This is a genomic window from Enterobacter cloacae complex sp. OE43NF, assembly GCF_023544405.1.
GTDB lineage: Bacteria > Pseudomonadota > Gammaproteobacteria > Enterobacterales > Enterobacteriaceae > Enterobacter > Enterobacter cloacae.
Map to the genome: position 1 here is coordinate 42,457 of NZ_JAMJFW010000024.1, position 23,029 is coordinate 65,485.

General features: G+C 51.6%; 20 protein-coding genes and 1 pseudogene. 9 read left to right on the forward strand and 12 right to left on the reverse strand.

Features of this window, described 5'->3' with window-relative positions; translation table 11 throughout:
* Window positions 1-166: 166 nt before the first annotated feature.
* Both nifJ and ompC read left to right on the forward strand, forming a co-directional pair.
* A complete protein-coding gene (gene nifJ / locus M8370_RS13040) occupies window positions 167-3,691 on the forward strand; it encodes a pyruvate:ferredoxin (flavodoxin) oxidoreductase (protein ID WP_250021151.1) in 3,525 nt (1,174 codons plus the stop codon).
* 388 nt (window positions 3,692-4,079) lie between these two features.
* On the forward strand, window positions 4,080-5,189 hold the full coding sequence (gene ompC / locus M8370_RS13045; protein WP_013096462.1) for a porin OmpC: 1,110 nt from the start codon (window positions 4,080-4,082) through the stop codon (window positions 5,187-5,189).
* Window positions 5,190-5,524: 335 nt separating this feature from the next.
* Here the strand turns inward: ompC and M8370_RS13050 are convergent, their stop codons facing one another.
* From M8370_RS13050 to msbA, 6 genes are all read right to left on the reverse strand, one after another.
* Window positions 5,525-5,602: a hypothetical protein gene (locus M8370_RS13050; RefSeq protein ID WP_223232805.1), complete on the reverse strand. Its 78-nt coding sequence runs from the start codon at window positions 5,600-5,602 to the stop codon at window positions 5,525-5,527.
* Window positions 5,603-5,667: 65 nt separating this feature from the next.
* Window positions 5,668-6,093 (reverse strand): GFA family protein, encoded by a 426-nt coding sequence (locus M8370_RS13055; protein ID WP_045294236.1) that lies wholly within the window; start codon window positions 6,091-6,093, stop codon window positions 5,668-5,670.
* A 3-nt stretch (window positions 6,094-6,096) separates the two neighbouring features.
* Window positions 6,097-6,294, reverse strand: coding sequence for a hypothetical protein (locus tag M8370_RS13060; protein WP_013096459.1), 198 nt, complete (start codon window positions 6,292-6,294; stop codon window positions 6,097-6,099).
* Between the two features lie 39 nt (window positions 6,295-6,333).
* Complete coding sequence (locus tag M8370_RS13065) at window positions 6,334-6,783, reverse strand: hypothetical protein (RefSeq protein WP_058684635.1); 450 nt, start codon at window positions 6,781-6,783, stop codon at window positions 6,334-6,336.
* A 98-nt stretch (window positions 6,784-6,881) separates the two neighbouring features.
* Window positions 6,882-7,268: a DUF1294 domain-containing protein gene (locus M8370_RS13070; protein WP_052123616.1), complete on the reverse strand. Its 387-nt coding sequence runs from the start codon at window positions 7,266-7,268 to the stop codon at window positions 6,882-6,884.
* 87 nt (window positions 7,269-7,355) lie between these two features.
* Window positions 7,356-9,113, reverse strand: coding sequence for a lipid A ABC transporter ATP-binding protein/permease MsbA (gene msbA / locus M8370_RS13075; RefSeq protein WP_045903053.1), 1,758 nt, complete (start codon window positions 9,111-9,113; stop codon window positions 7,356-7,358).
* 1,330 nt (window positions 9,114-10,443) lie between these two features.
* Between msbA and M8370_RS13080 the strand changes: the two genes are divergently transcribed.
* The 3 genes and pseudogenes from M8370_RS13080 (at window position 10,444) to ttcA (ending at window position 11,975) form a co-directional block, all read left to right on the forward strand.
* On the forward strand, window positions 10,444-10,662 hold the full coding sequence (locus M8370_RS13080; RefSeq protein WP_032618552.1) for a YgdI/YgdR family lipoprotein: 219 nt from the start codon (window positions 10,444-10,446) through the stop codon (window positions 10,660-10,662).
* A gap of 93 nt (window positions 10,663-10,755) precedes the next feature.
* A pseudogene (locus tag M8370_RS23630) lies at window positions 10,756-11,002 on the forward strand (site-specific integrase); the annotation flags it as partial.
* A 37-nt stretch (window positions 11,003-11,039) separates the two neighbouring features.
* Window positions 11,040-11,975 carry a tRNA 2-thiocytidine(32) synthetase TtcA gene (gene ttcA, locus M8370_RS13085; RefSeq protein WP_013096454.1) on the forward strand — a complete coding sequence of 312 codons (936 nt, stop codon included), beginning with the start codon at window positions 11,040-11,042 and terminating at the stop codon, window positions 11,973-11,975.
* Window positions 11,976-12,021: 46 nt separating this feature from the next.
* Here ttcA and dbpA read toward each other — a convergent pair whose 3' ends face one another.
* The 4 genes from dbpA to M8370_RS13100 form a co-directional block, all read right to left on the reverse strand.
* The gene (gene dbpA, locus M8370_RS13090) at window positions 12,022-13,395 is read right to left on the reverse strand and encodes an ATP-dependent RNA helicase DbpA (protein ID WP_250021152.1); all 1,374 of its coding nucleotides are present in this window, start codon (window positions 13,393-13,395) and stop codon (window positions 12,022-12,024) included.
* Window positions 13,396-13,422: 27 nt separating this feature from the next.
* Window positions 13,423-13,605, reverse strand: coding sequence for a proline-rich small protein YnaL (ynaL, locus tag M8370_RS23460; protein ID WP_071830099.1), 183 nt, complete (start codon window positions 13,603-13,605; stop codon window positions 13,423-13,425).
* A 275-nt stretch (window positions 13,606-13,880) separates the two neighbouring features.
* Window positions 13,881-14,864: a zinc transporter ZntB gene (zntB, locus tag M8370_RS13095; RefSeq protein ID WP_029882921.1), complete on the reverse strand. Its 984-nt coding sequence runs from the start codon at window positions 14,862-14,864 to the stop codon at window positions 13,881-13,883.
* A 119-nt stretch (window positions 14,865-14,983) separates the two neighbouring features.
* The gene (locus M8370_RS13100; protein WP_095439517.1) at window positions 14,984-16,138 is read right to left on the reverse strand and encodes a methyl-accepting chemotaxis protein; all 1,155 of its coding nucleotides are present in this window, start codon (window positions 16,136-16,138) and stop codon (window positions 14,984-14,986) included.
* A 455-nt stretch (window positions 16,139-16,593) separates the two neighbouring features.
* Here M8370_RS13100 and M8370_RS13105 point away from each other — a divergent pair, with 455 nt between their 5' ends.
* The 4 genes from M8370_RS13105 (at window position 16,594) to M8370_RS13120 (ending at window position 21,062) form a co-directional block, all read left to right on the forward strand.
* Window positions 16,594-18,732 (forward strand): putative bifunctional diguanylate cyclase/phosphodiesterase, encoded by a 2,139-nt coding sequence (locus tag M8370_RS13105; protein WP_250021153.1) that lies wholly within the window; start codon window positions 16,594-16,596, stop codon window positions 18,730-18,732.
* An 83-nt stretch (window positions 18,733-18,815) separates the two neighbouring features.
* Window positions 18,816-20,063 (forward strand): sensor domain-containing diguanylate cyclase, encoded by a 1,248-nt coding sequence (locus M8370_RS13110; RefSeq protein ID WP_250021154.1) that lies wholly within the window; start codon window positions 18,816-18,818, stop codon window positions 20,061-20,063.
* On the forward strand, window positions 20,060-20,278 hold the full coding sequence (locus tag M8370_RS23635; RefSeq protein WP_020689199.1) for an Ecr family regulatory small membrane protein: 219 nt from the start codon (window positions 20,060-20,062) through the stop codon (window positions 20,276-20,278). Before M8370_RS13110 ends, M8370_RS23635 begins: the two co-directional genes overlap by 4 nt.
* A 220-nt stretch (window positions 20,279-20,498) precedes the next feature.
* Window positions 20,499-21,062 carry a DJ-1/PfpI family protein gene (locus M8370_RS13120; protein WP_023621314.1) on the forward strand — a complete coding sequence of 188 codons (564 nt, stop codon included), beginning with the start codon at window positions 20,499-20,501 and terminating at the stop codon, window positions 21,060-21,062.
* A gap of 34 nt (window positions 21,063-21,096) precedes the next feature.
* On the opposite strand, the gene M8370_RS13125 is transcribed toward M8370_RS13120, so the two are convergent.
* Together M8370_RS13125 and M8370_RS13130 are read right to left on the reverse strand one after the other, a co-directional pair.
* Complete coding sequence (locus M8370_RS13125) at window positions 21,097-21,576, reverse strand: hypothetical protein (RefSeq protein ID WP_013096446.1); 480 nt, start codon at window positions 21,574-21,576, stop codon at window positions 21,097-21,099.
* 119 nt (window positions 21,577-21,695) lie between these two features.
* Window positions 21,696-23,012 carry a VasL domain-containing protein gene (locus M8370_RS13130; RefSeq protein ID WP_250021155.1) on the reverse strand — a complete coding sequence of 439 codons (1,317 nt, stop codon included), beginning with the start codon at window positions 23,010-23,012 and terminating at the stop codon, window positions 21,696-21,698.
* Window positions 23,013-23,029 lie beyond the last annotated feature (17 nt).

Here is a 23,029-nt window from a genome sequence, read left to right on the forward strand (position 1 = left end):
AATTTTTTCACCTAAAGTTTGATCTACTCATTGATGGTGAGAATACCGAGGACACAAATGCGAAAATCGCAAAATCCGGCCTTTGCTAAAATAAGGGAATAATATTCAGGGTCTGACCAGATTTACGGACCCCTCTTTATTTTGCGCAATGTAAGGGTGTCGTCCTATGCAAACTATTGACGGTAATAGTGCAGTCGCGTCAGTCGCGTTTCGCACCAGCGAAGTTATCGCCATCTACCCGATTACGCCAAGCTCTACAATGGCCGAACAGGCAGATGCCTGGGCAGGAAACGGGTTAAAAAATGTCTGGGGCGATGTCCCGAGAGTCGTCGAAATGCAGTCCGAAGCGGGTGCGATTGCCGCGGTGCATGGTGCGCTGCAGACGGGAGCGCTCTCCACGTCGTTTACCTCCTCGCAGGGATTGCTGCTGATGATCCCGACGCTGTACAAACTGGCCGGTCAACTTACCCCGTTTGTCCTGCACGTCGCGGCACGAACCGTTGCTACCCACGCGCTCTCCATTTTTGGCGATCACTCCGACGTGATGGCCGTGCGTCAGACCGGCTGCGCCATGCTGTGCGCCAGCAGCGTCCAGGAGGCCCAGGATTTCGCGTTAATTTCCCATATCGCGACGCTGAAAAGCCGCGTACCGTTTATTCACTTCTTTGATGGTTTCCGCACCTCCCACGAAATCAACAAAATCGTGCCCCTGGCAGATGACACCCTTCTCTCGCTTCTGCCGCAGGCGGACATTGATGCCCATCGCGCCCGCGCACTCAACCCGGAACATCCGGTGATCCGCGGGACATCGGCCAACCCGGATACTTACTTCCAGTCCCGCGAGGCAACGAACCCGTGGTACAACGCGGTGTACGATCATGTGGAACAGGCGATGAACGATTTCGCTGCCGCCACCGGACGGGAAAATAAACCGTTTGAATATTATGGCCATCCACAGGCGGAACGCGTGATTGTGCTGATGGGTTCAGCCATTGGCACCTGTGAAGAAGTCGTGGATGAACTGCTGACGCGCGGCGAGAAAGTTGGGGTGCTGAAAGTTCGCCTTTTCCGCCCGTTCTCAGCGAAACATCTGCTCTCTGCGCTGCCGGAGAGCGCACGTAGCGTGGCCGTGCTCGATCGTACCAAAGAGCCAGGCGCACACGCAGAACCGCTGTATCTGGACGTCATGACCGCGCTGGCGGAAGCCTTCAGTAACGGTGAGCGCGAAACGCTGCCGCGTGTCATTGGCGGACGTTATGGTTTGTCGTCCAAAGAGTTCGGTCCGGATTGCGTGCTGGCGGTGTTTAATGAGCTAAGTGAAACGAAGCCGAAACCTCGCTTTACAGTCGGTATTTATGACGATGTCACTCATCTCTCACTGGCCTTGCCGGAAAACACCCTGCCCTCCGGCGCGAAACTTGAGGCGCTGTTCTACGGTCTGGGCAGCGACGGCAGCGTTTCGGCAACCAAGAACAACATCAAGATCATCGGTAATTCCACACCGTGGTATGCACAGGGTTATTTCGTCTATGACTCCAAGAAAGCCGGCGGGCTGACCGTGTCCCATCTGCGCGTCAGCGAACACCCTATCCGCTCGGCGTATCTCATTTCGCAGGCTGATTTTGTCGGCTGTCACCAGCTGCAGTTTATCGATAAATACCAGATGGCCGAACGTCTCAAACCTGGCGGTATTTTCCTGCTCAACACGCCGTACAGTGCGGATGAAGTCTGGACGCGCCTGCCGCAGGAAGTGCAGGCGGTGCTTAATCAGAAAAAAGCGCGGCTTTTTGTCATTAACGCGGCGAAGATCGCCCGTGAATGTGGTCTTGCCGCGCGCATCAACACCGTCATGCAGATGGCGTTCTTCCACCTCACAAACATTCTGCCGGGCGACAGCGCCTTAATGGAACTGCAGGGCGCGATCGCCAAAAGTTACAGCAGTAAAGGCCAGGAATTGGTTGAACGCAACTGGCAGGCACTGGCGCTGGCGCGCGAGTCGCTGTCTGAAGTACCGCTCCAGCCGGTGAATGCCAGCAGCCCGAACCGTCCTCCGGTGGTTTCTGATGCGGCTCCAGATTTTGTTAAAACCGTAACGGCGGCCATGCTGGCGGGGCTGGGCGATGCCCTTCCCGTCTCCGCCCTGCCGCCGGATGGCACCTGGCCGATGGGCACCACCCGCTGGGAAAAACGCAACATCGCGGAAGAGATCCCAATCTGGAAGGAAGAGCTGTGTACCCAGTGCAATCACTGTGTGGCAGCGTGCCCGCACTCTGCCATCCGGGCCAAAGTCGTTTCTCCGGACGCGATGGAATCGGCCCCATCCAGCCTGCATTCACTGGATGTGAAATCCCGCGATATGCGCGGACAGAAATACGTTCTGCAGGTTGCACCAGAAGATTGCACCGGCTGTAACCTCTGCGTCGAGGTCTGCCCGGCCAAAGACCGACAGAACCCGGATATCAAAGCCATCAATATGATGTCGCGGCTGGAACACGTGGAAGAAGAGAAAGTGAATTATGACTTCTTCCTGAACCTGCCGGAAATCGATCGGAGCAAGCTGGAACGTATTGATATCCGTACCTCACAGCTGATCACGCCGCTGTTCGAATACTCTGGTGCCTGCTCCGGCTGCGGAGAAACACCGTACATCAAACTGCTGACGCAACTGTACGGTGACCGGATGCTGATCGCCAACGCGACCGGCTGTTCGTCTATTTATGGCGGTAACCTGCCGTCCACCCCATACACCACCGACGCCAACGGCCGCGGCCCGGCATGGGCGAACTCGCTGTTTGAGGATAACGCCGAATTTGGTCTTGGCTTCCGCTTAACGGTGGATCAGCACCGCGCACGCGTGATGCGCCTGCTGGATCAGTTTGCCGATAACATCCCTGCCGACCTGCACGCTGCGCTGCACGCTGAAGCCACCCCTGAGGTTCGTCGCGAGCAGGTTACGGCGCTTCGTAATGCCCTTCAGGGCATTGACGGTGCAGAACAACTGGTGACCGACGCTGACGCCCTGGTTGAAAAATCGATCTGGCTGATTGGCGGCGATGGCTGGGCGTATGATATTGGCTTTGGCGGGCTGGATCATGTGTTGAGCCTGACAGAGAACGTGAACATCCTGGTGCTGGATACCCAGTGTTATTCCAATACCGGCGGACAGGCGTCAAAAGCCACGCCGTTAGGAGCGGTAACAAAATTTGGCGAGCACGGGAAACGCAAGGCGCGTAAAGATCTCGGCGTCAGCATGATGATGTATGGACACGTGTACGTTGCGCAAATCTCGCTCGGCGCGCAGCTTAACCAGACGGTGAAAGCGATTCAGGAGGCGGAAGCGTATCCGGGCCCATCGCTTATCATCGCCTACAGCCCTTGCGAAGAGCATGGTTACGATCTGGCGCTCAGCCACGACCAGATGCGTCAGCTGACCGCCACGGGCTTCTGGCCGCTGTACCGCTTTGATCCTCGCCGGGCAGAGGAAGGCAAGCTGCCGCTGGCGCTCGATTCACGTCCTCCGTCAGATGCCCTGGCTGAGACACTGCTGCAGGAGCAGCGCTTCCGTCGCCTCAATGCGCAACAGCCAGAAGTGGCTGAGCAATTGTGGAAAGATGCCGCCGCCGATCTGCAAAAACGGTACGACTTCCTGGCGCAAATGGCCGGGAAAGCGGAAAAATCCACCAGCGAATAATCCCCATGCCCGGCTTGTCCGGGCATTTTTATGCCATAAAAAAAGCCCGGTGTATTCACACCGGGCCAGACCAAATAATCCCTGAGCATCACGTTAAATGAATAAATGATATTCATGGGAATTATGGATAATAATCTTAAAGGCATATAACGGGGCAGACATTACCTGATTTACCGCATGATTAATAATTTTAATTTATTATGTTTTTCACTAAAACATTCATCAAACAAATTAACATTTCCGCAGAACAATTCCCTTTAGATTTTACTCACTTCGTAACAATTATAATTTATTACTCTTTCAGCGGAGTGATTTAGCATGTGACAACTCTCCGCAAAGGAAAGTTCAACAGGTAATTAAATAAAAACAACCGCAAAGGAATACCATAATGCAAAGAAAAGTACTGGCCCTGATGATTCCGGCTCTGTTAATGGCTGGCGCTGCGCATGCAGCAGAGATTTATAATAAGGATGGCAATAAATTAGATCTGTACGGAAAAGTAGATGGTTTGCACTACTTCTCTGATGACACGTCTAAAGACGGCGATCAGACCTATATGCGTTTGGGTTTCAAGGGCGAAACCCAGATCAACGACATGATGACCGGCTACGCACAGTGGGAATACAACATTCAGGCAAATAACACCGAAGGGTCTGACAACCAGTCCTGGACACGTCTGGCCTTCGCCGGTGTGAAAGTGGGTGACTACGGTTCCTTTGACTACGGCCGTAACTATGGCGTCCTGTACGACGTGGAAGGCTGGACCGATATGCTGCCAGAGTTCGGCGGCGACTCTTACACCTATGCCGATAACTTTATGACCGGTCGTGCCAATGGCGTAGCAACCTACCGCAACACCGATTTCTATGGCCTGGTGCCGGGTCTGAACTTTGCTCTGCAGTATCAGGGTAATAACGAAGATGCCAGCAATAACCAGGAAGGGACCAATAATGGTCGCGACACGCGTCATGAGAACGGTGACGGCTTCGGTATTTCTACCACCTATGATTTCGGTATGGGAATTTCAGCGGGGGCGGCCTATACCTCTTCTGACCGTACCAACGATCAGGTGAGAAATACCACCGCGGGCGGGGATAAAGCGGATGCCTGGACCGCGGGTCTGAAATATGACGCCAACAATATCTATCTGGCGGCCATGTATTCTGAAACCCGCAATATGACCCCTTACGGCGACAACGAAAGCGCCGTGGCGAATAAAACCCAGAACTTCGAAGTAACCGCACAATACCAGTTCGATTTTGGTCTGCGTCCGGCAATTTCCTACCTGCAGTCGAAAGGTAAAGACCTGGGCAACGGTCAGGGCGATCAGGACCTGGTTAAATATGCCGACGTAGGCGCAACCTATTACTTCAACAAAAACATGTCCACCTATGTGGATTATAAAATCAACCTGCTGGATGAAGATGACAGCTTCTACAAAAACAACGGTATCGGTACCGATGATGTCGTTGCATTAGGCCTGGTTTACCAGTTCTGATGATCAGAGCCCGCAGCATCATGCGGGCTCACCTTTTTTGAGGTTAGTCGCACAACAGCACGCTATCGCGAGATTGTTGAGGATAAGTTGAAAGACTGCGGGTTAGACTGCGCAGATATCCCCCTCATCATTAAGGATAACTGTGTTGTTTGGTCGTGTATCCCTTGCCCTACTGGCTCTTTTAGCGTGTTTGTGGATGGCGTTAATTTTCGATTTCCGCGATATTGTTGGGCACCTCGGCACGCTCTTAAATCATCTCGACAGGCATTAACAGTGAGCCTTTGAAAACAAAAAGCCACCAGCAGTGCCGGTGGCCGTGATACCCTTCGTGAATGCTATTTTTTCACGGGCTGAGGCTTTTTATCCCCTGATTCAGGCGCCTCACGTGGGTCGTCTTTTTCAACACTAAGCATAATGTCTCCTCTTTAAGATACCCACTTCCCACTATAGCCAGCGTTAGCACAATGTGGCCAGGCGGCTAGGACGCTTGTGTTGGCGCGCGTTTGCGAAAAGAGAGATAGCCAAAGACCCCACTTTCGCCATCCGCAGGATGGTTAACCCCATCCATCACCGTCACTTCCGGGAAATCGAACGGAGAGACGTTTTCAAAACAGGCGACATTTACACCGTATTCATTGGGATTAGAACGCCGCTGATGGAAGGTATAAATCCCGCAGACCGAGCAGAAGAAATGCCGGGCTGTACCGGTGTTAAAGCGGTACTCCGTAAGTTTATCCTCGCCTTTGGTGACGGTTATACCGGTTAACGGTGCAGAGACCACAACCGCCCCTCTCATCCGACAAAAAGAACAGCTACAGCGACGGGCGGTATTTAACCCATCGGTTAACGCAACGGTGAATGCCACTGCACCACAATGGCATCGGGCATGACGGATTTCTGCCATCGTTTACACCCCTTTTCTTACCAGTTCAGCGGCCTTGACGAACACCTCATCCTCTACGCCGTCACCCTTTTGCCTGCCGAGTCTTAGCAGTTCATCAACAATGCTGTTACGATCGATCGGTTTCTGTGCCGAAACAAGCCCGATAACGGCAGCACCAATCGCCAGCCCAACTAACCCGGTTTGTTCATCTTTGTTCTTCATGTTCATGCTCCTGATACCACAAACAAGCGTAGCAGGATTTTAAAAACGCGGTGTCAGACCGTATTTCGGCGATTTGATATTTGCGGCCCAAATCTTGATATCGTTTTGCAGGAGAAGGGTGAAATCTGAATTCAGATGCGTCACCAGGGCATTGACGCTGTTTGCATCGACCACTGAAAAATGTTCAATTCTGTTCGACCCAACCTGAACACAGTAATAGCTGGCGGGCAGCACTTTACCATTCACATTAAGCGGCAGCGTATTTTTTCCGCATTGCCCTTCGGTGATGTATGAAACCACCAGATTAGCGGATTTTTTCCCGGGCTGAGATACGCTCACCATTACCGGAAAACCTTCCGACGTCTGCGTCATGTCATAAAGAACGGCATTTTTTATATACCAGGTATTATATTCCCGCTCCTGAAACGTCGACCAGCCAGGCGCTGAATAAAACATCAGCGCTGCCAGCGTAATACATTTTATTTTCATGAGATGCTGTCATCCGTGTTGTTGCACGTATTATTCAGAACGGACAAAAAACAGCAACCCACCAGGATTTGGCCTACTACTATTGGCAGTAATGATGCTCAATAGCGAACAACAAAACCAAAATGATACAGCGCCAACGTGGCCAAGATGCTCACGACCACAGACATCAAAAACCAGGTTTTGAACGGCTGCTTTTGCGTTTTATGGCGAAAGATCTGTTGACCCATAATGGCGCCGGGCCACCCGCCCACAACGCCGAAGACCAGTAAGGTTACTTCAGGTATTCTGCGCATTCCTTTCCGTGCTGCCATTTTATCGGCGCCGTAAATAACCATAGTCAGGACGTTAATGAGCAGGAACCATATTGCTACGGGCCAGGCGGAAAAGAGACTGCCGATAGCAGTACAGAGCAGCAGAAAAAAACAAAATTTATTCAATGTGTTAGGTCCATTCGCAGGATATGTAAGCGTATTCAGAGAAGGCATTATACGGTATCTTGCGCATGAATCAGGTTTGGGTGACATTACGGGATACCCCGCTTTTGCAAGCGGGGTAAAAAGCGTGAATGTGACTTAACTGTTTGACGCACCGAATTGCATTTTGTGAAGCTGTGCGTATACCCCATTGTGAGTCACCAATTCCGCATGGCTTCCGCGTTCAACGATAACGCCATCTTCAACAACAATGATTTCGTCAGCTTTTTCGATAGTCGACAGACGATGCGCAATCACCAGTGACGTACGGTTCTTTTGCAGTTCCTCGAGCGCAGACTGTATAGCGCGTTCCGATTCCGTATCCAGGGCTGACGTTGCTTCATCAAGGATGAGTATTGGACTGTCCCGCAACAGTGCGCGTGCAATAGCGATACGTTGCCGTTGCCCACCAGAAAGCAGTACCCCGTTTTCACCGATGATGGTATCAAGACCGTTATCCATCTTGTTGATAAAGTCCATCGCATTTGCCATACGCGCGGCATTCTCGATCTGTTCACGGGTGTACTGCTCCGTACGACCGTAGGCGATGTTGTTGGCTACCGTGTCGTTGAACAGGTGGACATTTTGCGACACCAGCGCCACCTGGTTACGAAGCGACTGAAGGGTATATTCTCGCAGGTCGTGGCCGTCCAGCAGAATTTCACCTTCATCAATATCATAAAATCGCGTCATCAGGCTGGCGATGGTTGATTTACCCGAGCCGGAACGTCCGACAAGGGCAACAGTCTTACCGGCAGGTATGTTCAGGCTGATATTGCGTAGCGCTGGGGCCTCACGTCCCGGATAGGTAAACGTCACATTGCGAAATGCAACGTCCGCTTTAGCGCGTTCAAGTACGCGCTGACCTTCATCTTTTTCCTGTTCGGAATCAAGAATAGTGAACAGCGTCTGGCAAGCGGCCATCCCGCGCTGGAACTGTGCGTTCACATTGGTCAGGGATTTAAGAGGCCGCATCAATGCAATCATCGATGTGAAAACGACGCTAATCGTTCCCGCCGTCAGGGTCGCCATAACACTCGGGAAGCTGGCAGCATAAAGAACAAACGCGAGTGCCAGGGAGGCAATAAGCTGAATAACAGGATCGGAGATTGACGATGCGGACATCATTTTCATTCCCTGCAAACGCATCTTATTGCTGACCTTATCAAAGCGTTTTGTTTCAACGTCCTGACCGCCGAAAATTAATACTTCTTTATGGCCTTTAAGCATCTGCTCAGCACTCGCCGTGACCTGCCCCATCGTATTCTGCATGCTTTTACTGATAGTGCGAAAGCGTTTGGACACCATACGAATAGTCACGGATATAACAGGTGCCAGTACAATCAGGATGATTGAGAGCTGCCAGCTATAGTAGAACATCATTGCGAACAAGCCGATGATTGACGCGCCCTCACGGATGACCGTTATCAGCGTACCTGATGACGAAGATGCGACTTGTTCGGAATCATAGGTAATCCGCGACAGCAACGTCCCGGTTGACTGTTTGTCAAAAAACGACACAGGCATGCCCATCAAATGGCGGAACAATTTCCGGCGCACATCCATCACCACTTTGCCCGAGACCCAGGAGACACAATAGCTGGAGATAAAACTAGTAATACCGCGTAGCGTCATTAATCCGATAACCACAACCGGCATCCATAACATGACAGAGCGGTCCATTTTGCCCACGCCATCATCCATTAACGGCTTTAGCAAAGACAGCATAAAAGGATCGCAGGCGGCATTTATCATTAATGCTAATGCCGCAACCAATAGCCCTTTCTTAAAAGGCGATATTATAGGCCAAAGACGGCGAAACGTGAGCCAGGTGGAAAGGTCTTTGTCAGTTTGCATACGGGAGCCTTAATAATGAGAGCCGTTGAGCATAACGTACAGTTTTAAAGGAACCACTGCACAACGGTATTAAGGGTATGTTGTGTTACTTCAACGAATATCTAACCACTCGCGAAAAATATTTTTTTGCTCTGTCATGTTCATTATGCTTATTTTATTTTTAACTTCATTTCACCCTGTTATCCAACCATCTATTAACATATCCCACCCCAGAAAGAAATGAATAAAATAGAAGCAGATAAATCTTAATGTTTACTGATTGCAGTTTCTTTTACCACATATAAATTTTCGCTTTGTGCATGTTAATCATTTGTTATATTTACGACTAAAAATAGCCACACTGTATATACGTGCTCCAGTTAAAAGACTGACAATCAGTAGCATTTTCAACCTGACGCACGTGAAACACTTCTCCTGCCGTATCTTTTATGCATGCTTCCTTCATTGACGTAAAAAGATGAAGATACAAGACACAACCCGCCAGGAAGCACCCAACTAAAAGACATACTTTTAAAACAGCCATCACCGTTTCCCTCCTGCTTTGTACGGGGAAAACAGCTTAATAGCCTGAAGATGAATAGACTCTCAACACAGTGCAGTTTAAGTGGCTATTCGTGCAGGCCACGTTAAAGCTACGTATCAGCATGCAGGACCCCATCGTGAGGTCCCGGGTTGTTCTCTACTACTTATGAAATCGCTGCGCTATGCAGCCTGAAGATGATAAGCAGAAATCAATAACGCCTGGTCGTGATGACCGGTGCTCTGTCTGTCCAGTCGGGACGTTCACCAGCCATGATCGCCCGTTGCTGAGACGGTGTTACAGATTGCGTTATATCAGGCATTGGCTTATAAACCGGTTTTTCCGCAGGAGTGATAACCACATCAGAACTACACCCTGAGCACAATAAAATCATAAAACCAAAAGAACTTAACTTAAACACTTTCACCCCTTCCAGTGGGATATCATCTTAAGGGAATCGTTCGCCAGTGATTGTCTAATCCTAGCTGCCAGCACGTCAGTAAAGTCGCATGCGAGCTGCACATTCCCATACGCTGAAACGCAAGATAATAAGCAGTGATACAAGTTAAATCAATACTGATGCGAATGAAGAGCAACGGAAATAGTCATAAAGGATTACATCTAAAAAAAGACGGATTTCAAAAAGAAGCACAAGATTAAACGCCACATATACGGATACGCTGTGGCCGTTTATTGCTCTTTTTTTCTTTAAATGGAAATTCCCTTTCGTTGACGAAGCGTTGCAATTCACTGTTGTTAAATAATGCTGTATTAAAACGATTGTAACTATAAAGTTAATTAGAGGTTAATATGAAGGGTGGTATTTTTGCATTTTTGGCATTAGGTGTCGCGTTAGCAATAACAGGGTGCTCAAGTGATTATGTTATATCGACCAAAGATGGACATATGATGACCACACATGGAAAACCAGAGCGAGATAAAGACACCGGTTTAATTTCATACAAAGATGCAGATGGCAGCATTCATCAGATCCATCAATCGGATGTGAAAGAGATTGTAGAAAAGTAACCACCTGATCTGTCCTTCCGTTTTACTGGCTCCGCCATTTTATTGAGCGGAGCTTGCCTGCCCTTACCCACCGTATGTTATCTGTTTTAACGACCACGTCTCGCTGATGGCGAACAGAAAGCCGATTACGTTTTACCGCAAGTCGGCACAATATCCTTCATCGCTGTAAAACGTGCTGGTATTCGCCGCCGGAATCCGTACCATACGCGACATACTTTTGCCCGCTGGCATTGACTGCCGGCGTTAACCCATCTTTCATAGCCAGACAGTTGCGGCATAGAATGCGTGGAAAATGAATGGCGAACAGGTGCTGATGCTTAACGATAAGCTGGCACGCTGAAAATTTTTGCCCCTGCTGGCTCCGAAGGTAGCAATAAATGCAAGACAATCAATCAAATACAAAGAAAGAACAATACAACCTCAACAAGCTGCAGAAGCGGCTGCGCCGTAATGTGGGCGAAGCCATTGCAGACTTCAATATGATTGAAGAAGGCGACCGCATCATGGTTTGCCTGTCAGGGGGTAAAGACAGCTACACCATGCTGGAGATCCTGCGTAATCTTCAGCAGAGCGCGCCGGTGAAATTCTCCCTGGTGGCCGTAAACCTTGACCAGAAACAGCCGGGTTTCCCTGAGCATATCCTGCCGGAATATCTCGATAAGCTGGGCGTTGAGTACAAAATCGTCGAAGAAAACACCTACGGTATCGTAAAAGAGAAGATCCCGGAGGGCAAAACCACCTGCTCTCTCTGCTCTCGTCTGCGTCGTGGCATTCTGTACCGGACCGCGACGGAGCTGGGCGCAACCAAAATTGCGCTGGGTCATCACCGCGACGATATCCTGCAAACGCTGTTCCTGAACATGTTCTACGGCGGGAAGATGAAAGGCATGCCGCCTAAGCTGATGAGCGATGACGGCAAACACATTGTCATCCGCCCTCTCGCCTATTGCCGCGAGAAGGACATTGAACGCTTCTCCCAGGCGAAAGCTTTCCCGATTATTCCATGCAACCTGTGTGGCTCTCAGCCGAACCTGCAGCGCCAGGTCATTGGTGACATGCTGCGTGACTGGGATAAACGTTATCCAGGGCGCATCGAAACCATGTTCAGCGCAATGCAGAACGTGGTGCCTTCTCACCTTGCGGATGTTGAGCTGTTCGACTTCAAAGGCATCAACCATGATTCAGAAGTGGTGAATGGCGGCGATCTGGCGTTTGATCGGGAAGAGATCCCCATGCAGCCTGCAGGCTGGCAGCCGGAAGAGGATGATAATCAGTTTGACGAGCTGCGCCTGAACGTACTTGAAGTGAAATAATCCTGTCGCGTCTCAGAGTCCGTCTGAGACGCGTTTTTTCTGCCGCTTATTTCAGCAATCTGACCCGGCAGGTTTTGCCTTTAATTTTCCCGTTTTGCAGCTGCTTCCATGCCTTATGCGCAACCGCCTGGCGGATTGCCACATATACGTGTGCCGGATGAACGGTAATCTTGCCGATATCGGCGCCATCCAGTCCCATGTCACCTGTCAGCGCGCCTAATACGTCGCCTGGACGCATCTTGACTTTTTTGCCGCCATCAATGCACAGCGTCGCCATTTCGGCTTCGAGTGGCACAACGCGAACGTTCCCCGGAGTGTTCACCCAGTTAAGCTTTATCTGCAGCATTTCAGACAAGGTATTGGCACGCTGCGCCTCTTCCGGCGCGCAGAAGCTAATGGCCAGCCCGCTGTTTCCGGCACGTGCGGTACGCCCAATGCGGTGAACGTGTACTTCTGGATCCCAGGCCAGCTCGTAGTTAACAACCAGCTCCAGCGATTTAATGTCCAGCCCGCGTGCGGCGACATCGGTTGCAACCAGCACACGGGCGCTGCCGTTCGCGAAGCGAACCAGCGTCTGGTCACGATCGCGCTGTTCCAGATCGCCATGCAATGACAGCGCGCTTTGCCCGGCGGCATTCAGGGCATCACACACCGCCTGGCAATCTTTTTTGGTATTACAAAACACCACGCAGGAGGCGGGCTGGTGCTGGCTCAGCAATTTCTGCAGAAGCGGGATTTTGCCCTGCTGCGAGGTTTCAAAGAACTGCTGCTCGATGGCAGGCAGCGCATCCACGCTGTCGATTTCAATCGTCAGCGGATTTTTTTGTACACGACCGCTGATTGCAGCGATGGCGTCAGGCCAGGTCGCAGAGAATAACAATGTCTGACGATCTTCCGGCGCGAAGCGGATCACCTCGTCGATCGCGTCGCTGAAGCCCATGTCCAGCATACGGTCCGCTTCATCCATCACCAGCGTTTGCAGGGCATCCAGTGAAACGGTGCTTTTTTGCAGATGATCCAGCAGACGGCCAGGTGTCGCGACAATAATATGAGGCGCATGCTGGAGAGAATCACGCTGCGCCCCGAACGGCTGTCCGCCGCAGAGGGTTAAGATCTTGGTGTTGGGCAGGAAACGCGCCAGACGACGCAACTCACCCGCGACCTGGTCAGCCAGTTCGCGGGTCGGGCACAGAACCAGAGACTGGGTCTGGAACAGAGTGGCATCAGTATGCTGTAACAGTCCAAGACCGAACGCTGCCGTTTTCCCACTGCCGGTTTTTGCCTGTACGCGAACATCGCGCCCCTCAAGAATGGCGGGTAATGCGGCCGCCTGAACAGGCGTCATCGTGAGGTATCCCAACTCGTTGAGGTTATCGAGTTGGGCGGCAGGCAGAACATTCAGGGTAGAAAAAGCGGTCACAATAGTCTCTCGTGGTCATCTTTGCGGTCAGATGGCGCGTATCCTCGCAGATCTCGGGGTTCGATGCGACAATTTAATCGGTTCTTCATCGGGGGGCGGGTCGGGCATAGGCTGCGGACGAGGAATGGGATCGGGCATGGGCGTTGGGTCGGTCGGGACCGGATCGGACTGCCGTGAATGCAGCCGTTGCAGCGCGAGTAGATGGTTCATCTTTCCCTCCAGTTTTTTGGATTGACCCTTTTAGGGTAGACCCTGAGAAACGGGAGGCAAAAAAAAAGCCGACTATTAAAGTCGGCGTCGTACGAATCAATTGTGCTATGCAGTAATTCAAAAAAGGAAGTAAGACAATATGGAGCGCAACGCCCATCGCTTGACGTTGCATTCACCTGCGGGAGTAATAATGCACCTTACACGGTTTCTGTTTATTGACTTTGCTCAATTAAAAGAGCGTTTTGATCCGCGCAAAAGGCGGAAAAAGCGTAAATTTACAACCATTTACTACGATGCAACCACCATGCAACACCGCCAATCAAAGCAGCTAACATGACGCAAAACGCGGTAAAGCCGTAGCGATAAGCACCCCCGGGAATGCCGCCCAGGTTTACGCCAAACAGACCGGTCAGAAAGGTACTGGGTAAAAAGACCATTGCCATCAGCGACATCGTGTAGGTTCTTCTGGCCAGCGACTCCTGCATCACCTGTGCTATCTCATCGGCCATTACTGCGGTTCTGGCAATACAGGAATCAATTTCATCCAGCCCGCGCCCCAGCCTGTCAGCAATGTCCTGCATTCTACGGCGCTGGTCATCATTCATCCAGCTGAGACGCTCGCTGGCCAGACGGGCATATACATCACGTTGTGGCGTCATGTAGCGACGCATCACAATCAGTTGCTTGCGCAGTAACGCCAGGAAACCGCGTGGCGGTATCTGCTGATCGAGCAGGTTATCTTCCAGATCGATAATTTTATCGTGCAACTCTTCGATAAACTCGCTCGCGTGATCGGTAAGCGCATCGCAGACATCCACCAGCCAGCTGCCGCAGTCGGTCGGCCCGGTGCCCTCTTTCAGATCGTTTACCACGTCATCCAGCGCCAGCACTTTACGCTGGCGAGTGGAAACAATAAGCCCATCATCCATATAGACGCGCATCGCCACCAGCTGATCGGGACGTTCATCCGTGCTGCCGTTAATACAGCGAAGCGTGATCAACGTACCGTCACCCATCCGGCTCACGCGTGGCCGCAGGCTTTCCCCTGCCAGCGCATCACGTACGTTGTTTGGCAGTAAAGGGGTGGATGCCAGCCATTCAGCGCTATCCGGATGGGTATAGTTCAGGTGTAACCAGCAGGGATGCGCGTGATCGATCACGTCGTTGTCTTCCAGCGGCCGGGCACCGCCTTTACCGTCAAACACCCACGCAAACACTGCGTCAGGAACGTTCAGTTCAGACCCTTTTATGCTCTCCACAACGCCTCCGCTTTTAGCTTTTCGTTGTCAGTCTAGCTTTCGGCAGAGGTTACGCAACCACTATGTTCCGCATGGCGCTGAAATCGCTCGGGAATTGTACGGGTAACGGCGGTGTCCCTTCAGGCGGAATGTCCTTGTCGCTGCGGGAACGCCAGCGGAACAACCGGTGTAGATAACGAACTATCAGCCGCGTATCCCCCGTCGAGCCGGAAATTGCGTGTCCGTGACTGCAGTTCGATAACCTGATTGCGCAGCACGTCGGAGGATCCGTTAAGTTCCTCCGCCATCGCCACATTGCTTTGCGTGACCCTTTCCAGCTCTGATAATGCCAGCGTAATCTGTGAAATTCCCTTCTCCTGCTCGGATGTGGAACTGGAAATTTCATCCATCAGACGGCTGACATTGCCGGAGCCAGCCACAATCTCATGCATGTTTTTTTCCGCTTCTGACACTACCGTCACGCCCTGTGTAACGTTATTGCTGGTGACTTCAATCAGCGTTTTGATGTTCTTCGCCGCTTCCGCGCTGCGGTGTGCCAGATTTCGCACCTCCTCCGCGACCACAGAGAAGCCTTTTCCGTGGTCTCCCGCCCTTGCCGCCTCAACGGCCGCGTTAAGCGCAAGGATATTGGTCTGGAAGGCAATGCCGTCGATCATTGAGATGATTTCCGTCATTTGCTGTGCGCATTCGGTGATCGATTGCATATTGTGAGCAACCTGCCCCATCAGCTCGCCCCCCTTACGTGCCTGAAGCGTTGCCTGATTGGCCTGTTCACTGGCGAGTCGGGTGTTATCAGCATTGTTTTTGGTGCTCGCAGCCATCTGCTCCATGCTGGCTGCGGTTTGCACCAGCGAAGCCGATTGCTGCTCCGTTTTCACCGATAGCTGCGCGCTGCGTGCGGAGAGTTGATCCGATAAGGTCATGGCGGTTTGTGACGACGCCCTGATTTCCCGGACCAGTGTTGCAATATTGCCCGAAAGGCTGTTAATCCCGGGAATTAAACGCCCTGCGCAGTTGTTGCCAAACTCGGGGATTGTCACGCCAAGATTCCCTGCCGTGACTTCTTCAATACTTTTTTTCACAGTATTGATCGGTGTCACAAGATATTGGGTCATGTAAATCCAGAGTAAAAAAAGAGCAATCACATTTATTACATTGAGCGTTATTAAGAGTGACGATGCGCCGGTAAATAGAAAGACGACAGCTGCGTTTAGCAAAAAAAGAGACAAAAGGAAATAGACAATGAAGGTTCTGACACTAATATTTTTTAGCATGATTATTCCCACAACTTAATATTTTGGTCGGCATTAAGGTTTATAGCATTCGTACTGGCGTTTGTCCTCACGAATAGCGGTGCTTTGTCGTTTCGCAGTTTGCAACCTGCAATTTAACTTAAGTGAGATAAAAAAAGCGTATTGTGGGAAATATTGTGCCATGGATACTGTGATACTGGTCTGACACGAACTTAAGCGATACCATCACCTGCGGCTAAATGGGTTAATCACCACCCTATTTTAGAGACTTTGTTGCAATTAACTGCCCTTGTTTAGCTGTGCTTAACAAGTTAGAACTGAGAATATATTTTATATTGCTTACAGTTTTGCGTTTTAATAGTGCGGGCCGTTTTACGTACCCTATAACTAATATTGTTTGAACTCGCCTGCACGCACCAGATAAAGATCTGTCCCGGTTGGCGAAATCAGTAACCCCTTTGGCGTGGGATTGCATAATGCTCAATGTATCGTGGGACCCAGTGTTAATAGCCATCTCTTATCTTGTGGCCTTTATCGCCTCGTTTGTGTCCCTGGAGAATGCCGGGAAAATCCCGCTTTCCAGCGGAAAGGCCGCTCTGTTCTGGCGTTTTGCCGGAGGGCTTACGCTGGGCGTCGGGATCTGGTCGATGCATTTCATTGGTATGTTAGCGATGAAAATGCCCATGATCATGAGCTACAACCTCTGGTTAACCCTCGCCTCAATGGGCGTCGCGGTGGTGGCGTCTATGCTGGCAATGAATATTGCCGTGACGGGCGCTCGCCTTTCGCCCTTCAGACTGCTTCTCTCTACCTTAATTCTGAGCGCAGGCGTGGTGTCAATGCACTATATCGGTATGGCCGCACTGATGCTGGACAGCCCCATCATCTGGGATCACCCCATCATCGGTTTATCCGTATTGATTGCCGTAATGGCCTCCGGTGCCGCGCTCTGGTTGGCCTTTCACCTGCGGCATCAGCGAAAAGGGATCTTTATCAATCGCATTCTCGCCGCTTTAGTTCTGGGCGCTGCCATCTGTGCCATGCACTACACTGGCATGCGGGCCGCTCAGTTCAGTGATATGGCTCATACCCTACCCGGCGGTATCAGCGAACTGGGATTATCGATAGGGGTGTCGGTCACCACGCTGTGCCTGCTCGGCATGATGTTGATTATCTCACTCATTGATTCCCACTGGCGTACCAACCGGCTCACGGACAACCTTCAGGCGCTCAATCGACAGCTTGAACTACAGGCACGGTTTGATGCCCTTACCGGCCTTGCTAATCGCCACCAGATGGACCTGCGCATGCAGGATTGCCTGCGCAGCGCGTTGCTTAGCAATAAACAATTTGCCGTGATCTTCCTCGACGTTGATCACTTTAAACAGGTTAATGACACCTGGGGACATAACGTCGGGGATGAGTTGTTAATCACCATTGCGCAGCGCATCACGGCGAGGCTTACCCGTGAGATGACCCTGGCAAGATTGGGGGGCGATGCTTTTATTCTGCTGGTTCCAGAATGTGATGACGACAAACTCCAGTCCCTCCTCTCAACGCTACTCGACGATGTGCGCCGCCCGCTTTCCGTATGCGGGCATACGCTGTGTACAACGCTCAGCGCAGGCGTCAGTCGTTATCCGCAGGATGGCGAAACGCTGCATGAGTTAAAGCTAAAAGCAGATGCGGCAATGCAGTACGTTAAAAAGCAAGGCCAAAACGACTGGGCGGTCTACCGGACAGAGATGTCGACGGCGATCCCGGCTAACCCCGGTTTTTTGCAGGAACTCACGCAGGCGCTTGAGCGCGATCAGTTTGAGCTGTGGTATCAACCCACCTGGCACGCTGAAGAGAGAACTATCCACGGCTTTGAAGCGCTTCTTCGCTGGCGACATCCCGAACAAGGCGTGCTGCTGCCGAATCTGTTTTTACCTTCGCTTGAACAGACGGGTTTAATTATTCCCGTGGGTAACTGGGCGATTGAGGCCGCATGCCGTCAGCTGCATTTCTGGACTGAACAAGGTTTTGCCCACTGGACGTTGTCTTTTAACTTATCCCCTGTTCAGTTTGAACAGCCGGATATCTTTCAAACCGTATCGTCTCTGTTGCAGAAATATAATCTTTCTCCTTCCCGGCTCATCCTTGAGGTCACGGAGAGCACTGCCCTTAAAAATCTCGACCGCAGTATCGAATTACTGAGTGCATTCAACCAGGCCGGGATCACCGTCTCTATTGATGATTTTGGCACCGGTTATTCTAATCTGCTTATGCTCAGCGTGCTTCCGGCAAAAGAGCTCAAAATCGACAAAAGCTTTGTGACGTCAATGCTGGAAAATGAGAAAAGCCGCAAGCTGGTGGAGACCATTATTAATATTGCCCGGACCATGGAGATGTATGTTGTTGCCGAAGGGATCGAAACAGAAGAGCAACGAGCGGTGTTAACAGAGCTCGGGTGTGATTATTTGCAGGGTTTTCTGTTCGCCAGACCTTTGCCTGCCGAACAGATCCCGTGGCTACTGCTGCAGATTAATTCACAGAAACAGATTATACCAATTGGTAAAATTCATTCGGAATCCGCTTTTGTTTCACAAAAAAATCATGCTACACAGGGTTAACTGGAGTATGGTTCAGAGGAGTCCACGCGAGTCGATTCCGTCGTGATCGTCAGGCATATTGTGCCGATGTACAGGAATTCCTTATGTCGCAAAATTATTTTGATGCGCTGAATGTCATTAAAACTCCCGTGTGGCTGATCTCCCCCGTTTCTGGCCATATTATTTTTGCGAATACGGCCGCGGTTCAGGTGATGGGGGATAAAACGGTGGATGATCTGCGAAAAGGCGCTTTCTCAGCCAATGCGCAAGACGTGCTGTCGATGTATATCCCTGAGTTGAAAACGGACCAGGAGATTGTCGAGATCTGGACAGTCTGGCGCGACGGGCATGAAATCGCGTTGAGCTGTCGTCTTTCGCTGACCCACCATGCGCCGTACGGCGACATTATCGTTTTTGAAGGGATTTCACATCCGGCACCGACCGGGCGTAAAGCGAGCCGCTCCGCTACTTACCAGCGAAAAAAGCAAGGATTCTATGCTCGCTTTTTTCTGACAAACAGCGCCCCGATGTTACTGATCGACCCTGCTCGCGACGGCCAAATTGTTGATGCCAATCTCGCCGCGCTTAACTTTTATGGCTACTCGCACGAGGAGATGTGCAGCAAGCATACCTGGGAGATCAACACTCTGGGGCGCGATGTGATCCCAGTGATGAGCGAAATCGCCGCTCTGCCGGGTGGGCATAAGCCACTCAACTTTGTGCACCGCCTTGCCGATGGATCAACCCGCCATGTTCAGACCTATGCCGGACCAATTGAGATCTACGGGGATAAACTGATGTTGTGCATTATCCATGACATCACCGAGCAAAAAAGGCTGGAGCTTGAGCTGGAACATGCCGCGTTACAGGATGCCATGACGGGCCTGCTCAACCGGCGACAGTTCTATATGCGACAGTTCTATATTATCGCTGAGCAAATGAATCTCACGCACCTGCCTCTACAGCAGCAATTCAGTTTACTGCTGGTGGATACCGATCACTTTAAGAATATCAACGACGTTTTTGGTCATCTGAAGGGGGATGAAGTGCTCATCGCACTTTCACGTACCCTGGAGGCCTGTAGCCGGAAAGAGGATTTCGTGTTCCGCTGGGGAGGCGAGGAGTTTGTCATTCTGCTGCCACGCACCTCTCTCGATACTGCATTACAAATCGCCGAAACGATCCGGGCAGCGGTTGCCCGCATCTCGATCCCCGGCCTGCCGCGATTTACGGTCAGCATTGGCGTGGCGCGGCACAACCAGGATGAGAGTATCGACGATCTCTTTAAACGGGTAGATGACGCGCTTTATCGCGCCAAGAATGATGGCCGTAATAAAGTCCTGGCGGCATGAAACTGGTGTATCGGATAAAGCCCCGCTACAATGCCCATCTTGATGAAAAAGACTATGGGTGGGTATCGTCTGCAATGGGAAGAACAGAAATAATCCTCACCATAATTATTTTAATGCTTATTATTTTCGGATTCTGGTTTATCTTCAGCGGCGAGATCTGGTTAGTGGCGGAATATATTGAAAACAGCATTTACCCCACTTTCGACGCGCTGTAACGCACGTTTAATCCGTTGTTTCACCTACCGAAATTATCAGGTATCGGCCAACTCAACAGGCGCGTAAGATATGCGCCGTTATCCTCCATTATGTTGGTAACGAATTGCTAAATCACTTGTTGCTTATTTTGCCCGTGCTCTGACGGGCTTTTTTATTTCCGACATTTGCGCTACAACAGGCTATATCTAAAACGTCGTTATCCATAAAAGTGAGAAAATGATGAGCAAGAAAATCCTGATGCTGGTGGGCGATTACGCCGAAGATTACGAAACCATGGTCCCATTTCAGGCCTTACAGATGATTGGCCATCAGGTTGACGCCGTCTGCCCGGATAAAGCGAAGGGTGACTATGTCATGACCGCTATCCATGATTTCGACGGTGCTCAGACCTATAGCGAAAAACCGGGTCACCGTTTTATCCTCAATGCCGATTTTTCTGCCGTTAACGAGCAGGACTATGACGCCCTGCTGATCCCTGGCGGCAGAGCGCCTGAATACCTGCGGTTAAATGATGACGTACTGAAGCTGGTGCAGGCATTTGATGCCGCGCACAAACCGATTGCGGCCGTGTGCCATGGCCCACAGTTGCTGGCCGCCGCCGGGATCTTAAAAGGACGAACCTGTAGCGCCTACCCGGCCTGTGCGCCTGAAGTGCGGCTCAGCGGCGGCGAGTACGCCGATATCGGTATCGATCAGGCTCACGTTGACGGTAACCTGGTCACCGCGCCGGCCTGGCCTGCGCATCCGCAGTGGCTGGCGAAATTTGCGAAGTTGTTGGAATAGGCCTGCAAGGCAACCTGCTCTTTACATACGCTCTTCAAGCCAGACGATCGACCGCAACAAAAAAGCGTTCTTCCGTCAAAAGAGCACGCTCTTTAATGCTCTGAAACTCGCGCCGGATAAACCAGCCTGCTTCCGGCGCCATACTCAGATAAAACACCTCACGAAAGCCCGGAGCTTCAACACGCATTCTTACGCAACCCGTTTCTCCTGCACGGAAGAGCTGTTCTGGCACGATACTGACACTACGCTCACCATTCTGCAGAAGGATAGTCGCTATCTCATAGCGGCAAATCCCGCTACTCAGGCTATAACCTAATGTGCTCAGATCGTGAAGATACTGACGTGATAACGTGACTTCAATGCTAGTGCCCGCAAACCACTCAATGATTTGCTGCGCCAGCCCCTCTAACCGCTCGCAGAATTCAACGATTTCAGCCTCAACTGAGGTGTTACCTGACGTTATATTCTTGCTACTCTGTTGCACTTTTTTAAAGAAACGTTCTCTGGCTGACACGTTGTTGCCTCTGTTCATTTTCACACGGTTAAACCAGGATCTGCGCCCCCTGCGCTGACCGGCCATTTTTATCTTCCCGGATGCTCCCTCGCCTTCTTAAACGAGGGAACCCTTTGTAGCTATTCCGCCGTTTTTTGTTTCATCAGGGCATAACGGGCAATCAATTGCTGCAGATGCTGTTCTGTTTGGCTCTGCTGCGCAGCAGGCCACGGCTGGTTTTCAGGAAGATCTGCCAGCTGTCGCAGTTGTTCCTCTGCAGGCACGGCACTGTTAAATGCCTGCAACATGATAAACACCGCTGATTTCAGCTCGCTGACCGTCATGTATTTACCCCGCTGTTCATCAAGTGCGTTAAGCCGGTTCGCCAGTTGTTGTAATTCGGTCATTCCCTGATGCCAGCCAGTCAGATATGGCTGCGGAAGTGCAGCAACGTTAACCTGCTGCTGCCACTGTTGCGCCAGCGGTTTCGCCTCTTGCGGCCAAAGGATCAGCGCCTGCTGCACCAGGCTATCGCCGTAGCGCCATGCCCAGTCAGGTTTCAGTTCCCTAAGCTGTGCGAGCCGATTTTGCGTCTTGCTAAGCCCTGCCACGGGTGATGGTGACGCGTGTCGCAGCGCCTGCAACTGCGCTTTGGATAATTCGTCAGGTAAAGGCGCCAGAGTGGCATCGAGCTGTGTTTGAGCCGGGTCTGGTGTATGCATCGTCTGCCATCCCCATGCCACCGAGCTGGCAATCACCAGCATGGTCGCCATTCCGGCGGCAAATGGCTTCCAGGGCTTCACCGGAGGCGGCGCGGTCATCACCTGCCTGTCCGGCAGCGGCTCCGGCTGCGCAACATAGCCCCTCCTGACGTGTTCTGCCGGGGTCGTAAAGCTGGCCGGGAGAACAGCACCGCCCGCCTCCTGCCCGTCCTCGCTGTTTTCCAGCCGTACCGCCGCGTTATGGACCTGGGTACGCAGAGCATCGAGCTGGCTGGCATGCCTCAGTTCAAGACGCTGCAATACGTCGCCCAGTGCGTTCAGGTGCTCTTCTGTCTGGTACAACTGACTGAGGTCGGTACAGGTCAGCGTGAGGGTGCGCATCGTCTGTTGTAACCGCCTGCTGAGCGCGCTGAGAATTTCCATACGCGCATGCACAGGCTGCGGCCAGATATTGCCCCACTGGCGGGACAGGAGTGCGTCCAGTATTGCCAGTCCTTCGTTCATGCCGTACAGACCGGCCAGATGCGTTCGGACGAGCGTATACCAGGCCGCGGTCTGCAGTTCCACCCCGTTGTGCTCAAAAAGCGACAGACAGAGCTTTTCCGCCTGCGGCCAGTTGATGTCCGGTCGCGCCGGATGGGTCAGTTTGTTCATTTCGTCACGCAGGGCGGCGTAATCCGCAAGCGTACGCGGGTCGCCGCCGGTTTTGAGGTGGCGTTCGGATTGTGTCGTCATGATGGTTTAAGCCTGAA

What these genes read in the sequence shown, in the direction of transcription:
- nifJ (WP_250021151.1), top strand. Translation starts at nt 167, where the DNA reads ATGCAAACTATTGACGGTAATAGTGCAGTCGCGTCAGTCGCGTTTCGC.
- ompC (WP_013096462.1), top strand. Translation starts at nt 4,080, where the DNA reads ATGCAAAGAAAAGTACTGGCCCTGATGATTCCGGCTCTGTTAATGGCT.
- M8370_RS13050 (WP_223232805.1), bottom strand. Translation starts at nt 5,602, where the DNA reads ATGCTTAGTGTTGAAAAAGACGACCCACGTGAGGCGCCTGAATCAGGG.
- M8370_RS13055 (WP_045294236.1), bottom strand. Translation starts at nt 6,093, where the DNA reads ATGGCAGAAATCCGTCATGCCCGATGCCATTGTGGTGCAGTGGCATTC.
- M8370_RS13060 (WP_013096459.1), bottom strand. Translation starts at nt 6,294, where the DNA reads ATGAAGAACAAAGATGAACAAACCGGGTTAGTTGGGCTGGCGATTGGT.
- M8370_RS13065 (WP_058684635.1), bottom strand. Translation starts at nt 6,783, where the DNA reads ATGAAAATAAAATGTATTACGCTGGCAGCGCTGATGTTTTATTCAGCG.
- M8370_RS13070 (WP_052123616.1), bottom strand. Translation starts at nt 7,268, where the DNA reads ATGCCTTCTCTGAATACGCTTACATATCCTGCGAATGGACCTAACACA.
- msbA (WP_045903053.1), bottom strand. Translation starts at nt 9,113, where the DNA reads ATGCAAACTGACAAAGACCTTTCCACCTGGCTCACGTTTCGCCGTCTT.
- M8370_RS13080 (WP_032618552.1), top strand. Translation starts at nt 10,444, where the DNA reads ATGAAGGGTGGTATTTTTGCATTTTTGGCATTAGGTGTCGCGTTAGCA.
- ttcA (WP_013096454.1), top strand. Translation starts at nt 11,040, where the DNA reads ATGCAAGACAATCAATCAAATACAAAGAAAGAACAATACAACCTCAAC.
- ynaL (WP_071830099.1), bottom strand. Translation starts at nt 13,605, where the DNA reads ATGAACCATCTACTCGCGCTGCAACGGCTGCATTCACGGCAGTCCGAT.
- M8370_RS13100 (WP_095439517.1), bottom strand. Translation starts at nt 16,138, where the DNA reads ATGCTAAAAAATATTAGTGTCAGAACCTTCATTGTCTATTTCCTTTTG.
- M8370_RS13105 (WP_250021153.1), top strand. Translation starts at nt 16,594, where the DNA reads ATGCTCAATGTATCGTGGGACCCAGTGTTAATAGCCATCTCTTATCTT.
- M8370_RS13110 (WP_250021154.1), top strand. Translation starts at nt 18,816, where the DNA reads ATGTCGCAAAATTATTTTGATGCGCTGAATGTCATTAAAACTCCCGTG.
- M8370_RS23635 (WP_020689199.1), top strand. Translation starts at nt 20,060, where the DNA reads ATGAAACTGGTGTATCGGATAAAGCCCCGCTACAATGCCCATCTTGAT.
- M8370_RS13120 (WP_023621314.1), top strand. Translation starts at nt 20,499, where the DNA reads ATGAGCAAGAAAATCCTGATGCTGGTGGGCGATTACGCCGAAGATTAC.
- M8370_RS13130 (WP_250021155.1), bottom strand. Translation starts at nt 23,012, where the DNA reads ATGACGACACAATCCGAACGCCACCTCAAAACCGGCGGCGACCCGCGT.